This is a genomic window from Shewanella surugensis (assembly GCF_023284005.1).
GTDB classification, from domain to species: domain Bacteria; phylum Pseudomonadota; class Gammaproteobacteria; order Enterobacterales; family Shewanellaceae; genus Shewanella; species Shewanella surugensis.
The window spans coordinates 1-2,999 of sequence record NZ_JAKIKS010000247.1; the positions used below are offsets into that span (position 1 = coordinate 1).

1 protein-coding gene and 1 pseudogene are annotated in these 2,999 nt (G+C 36.9%); both read left to right on the forward strand.

The annotated features are described in order from the left end of the window. A pseudogene (locus L2764_RS26500) lies at positions 1-379 on the forward strand (ISAs1 family transposase); the annotation flags it as partial. A gap of 155 nt (positions 380-534) precedes the next feature. Further along, positions 535-2,490 carry a hybrid sensor histidine kinase/response regulator gene (locus L2764_RS26505; RefSeq protein ID WP_248943335.1) on the forward strand — a complete coding sequence of 652 codons (1,956 nt, stop codon included), beginning with the start codon at positions 535-537 and terminating at the stop codon, positions 2,488-2,490. Positions 2,491-2,999 lie beyond the last annotated feature (509 nt).

The following is a 2,999-nucleotide window of genomic DNA, read 5'->3' on the forward strand; positions in this document are numbered from 1 at the left end:
TATTGACGTCATGTTCCTCATCATTAGTGCAATCATGGCTGGAGCCGAAGGATGGCGTGATATCGAAACTTACGGTGATGCAAAAGCTTCATGGCTTAAGCAATACAGGGGGTTTGAGCATGGTATTCCTCGGCGACATACCATCGCTAGGATCCTTCGAACCGTGGTAGCAGAAAGCTTGCTTGAAGCCTTGATGAGCTGGGTTAATCAACACCGTAAGCATACGAAAAAGGCCATTATCGCATTCGATGGCAAGGTGCTTCGAGGCTCTTATCGCAATGACCGTAAAACCGCTTTACAGATGGTCACAGCTTATGATGCCGAAAAAGGGCTAGTGCTCAGCCAAAAAACAACGGGCAACAAGCGTGGAGAGATTGAAGATAGTTTGAGTATTATTCTTGGAGTTGTAAGCTGGAATACAAGCCCTATTTATTATAAACGCTAATTTAATGACTCTTATTTTCACTATCTACCCTGAACATAGTTAACTATAGTTATTATGAATAAACGGAATGAAAGTGACTATAACAGGCTATGCTACATTTTTCCTTTAAAGAAAAGATTTATTTTGGTGCTTTATTGCCCATATTATTGCTATTTATCATCTCTATCGTAATCTACCTTAGTATTCAGCGCCAAACTGAAACCACTAAATGGGTGGAGCATACTCAAGAAGTGATTGCGAGATCTAGTAATTTAACCAAACTTTTATTGGATATGGAAACCGGAGAGCGAGGTTTTTTAATCACAGGTAAGCTTGAATTTTTAGAACCCTATGATGCCACTAAAAAGGTTTGGGATAAAAAGTTGGCATCATTAAAAAACTTGGTGTCGGACAACCAAGAGCAAGTCGCACGCATAGATAAAATTGCAATATTACAAATAAAATGGCTTAAGGAGGCCGCAGAAATAGAAATAGCGGCAAGGAATCAGGTTAAAGTGTCAAATGAAGTGTCAATTAGTGATGTACAAGCATTAATTGAAAAGGGAACAGGCAAAAATATTATCGACCAGATTCGCATGATTAACAATCAATTTGTTGATATTGAACAGAAACTATTATCAAAACGACGCCAATCACAAGAGCACGCAAGTCAACAAACGGTTTTAATTGTTATCATAGGGACAATCATTGCAATGCTGTTCGCAATTATATTCGCCTATTATTTATCTAGAAATATCATTAATACCCTTATAATATTAATTGATGGCGCGAAAGAAATCGAACAGGGAAATTTTGATAACCACATAACCATAGAGTCTGAGGATGAGTTTTATTTATTAGCTAATGCATTTAATGAAATGAGCCAATCTCTTAAGAAATCAATTAATGCAATGGAAAATGCAATGAAGTCCAAAAGTGATTTCCTTACCAATATGTCCCATGAAATTCGAACCCCAATTAGTGGTATCTTAGGCATGCTGGCATTGCTAGAAGATACAAAATTAGATAATGAACAGCATGAATATCTCAGTACTATTCAGCTCTGTGCTGATGGATTACTAGTTGTTATTAATGATGTATTAGATATTTCAAAATTAGAAGAAGGGCCATTAAATTTAGATAATACCCCTTTTAATTTACGACAAACAGTGAGTGAATGTTGTTACTTATTAGATGTGCAGGCATCAAATAAAGGCTTAGATATCACCATTGATCTTGATGCAACATTACCAGATACCTTAATGGGGGATAAACTAAGAATTCGACAAATATTGTTGAATATTATGAACAATGCAATAAAATTTACCGACAAGGGCACCATAGATTTAGTCATAAAAGTGATATCCCGTTCAGCAGATGAAATTAAAGTCACCTTTATCATTACAGACAAAGGGATCGGTATTAGTCAAGCCAATCAGAGCAAGCTGTTTTCCCAAGTGGATAATTCTATAGCAAGAAAATATGGTGGTACTGGATTAGGTTTAATCATTTGTACACAACTGATTAAACAAATGGAAGGTGATATTATCGTCAAAAGTGAATTAGGAAAGGGCACGTCTGTTATATTTACCTTGCCAATGCTTAAAGCAAAAAGCGATGACAAAGGATTATTATCGAGTCATTCGTTCATTAATTCATCAACTCTCAAATTGTCGAAAAGATATCCTTTGACAATTTTACTCGCAGAAGATAATAAAATTAATCAGGTTATTGCCAAAAAGGTCTTTCAACAATTAGGCTATGATGTTGATCTTGCTGTGGATGGCATAGAAGCAGTAAAGTCAGCAAATGAAAAAACATATGATATCATTTACATGGATATGCAAATGCCCAATATGGATGGCATCACCGCAACCGAAATAATTATTGAACAACAAGCAGCGAAGCCGCCATATATTGTGGCAATGACAGCAAATGTATTACCACAAGATAGACAAAGGTGCTTCGATGCCGGTATGCAAGACTTTGTCGGAAAACCCATTAACGTTGATTATATAATAACCACGATAGAGAGGTATATTGAAAGTATTCAATTAGATACTTAATAGTTAAAACATATTAATCTGTCAACTGTCATAGGTTTACGTAATTTTAAGGCCCCTCCGCCAGCCGAAATGCACATAATGCTATCAAAACACTTGGAATTAGCAAGGATGGACTATTAAGATAATTCCCCCATTTTCTGCCCTATTGTCGAGTAGGCGACACCTGTTACCAAGTGCCGCCCCTCTAAGAACCCAGCGTGCAACTTTCACTGCACTGGGCTCAAGCCTCCACTAAGGCATCATATGACACCCAGCAACCTACAAAGCATTTAAGACAGGTTCGAACCATGAGTTTCAACTTTTCCTATTCTGTTTTCGCTTATAGAAATATTCAGCAAATTCAGGATTATAAGGTGTTGCCGAACGTCTTATTTTTACATGCCTTTTTATTGGCGTTCCGTAACCGTCCGAGCAAGTACATCTTCAACTGCGTTCATTGATCCCTTATTTTAACATCACATCAGGAGTTAACATGACTAAACGTTCTCATGAAGAGTGGATTGAATTAA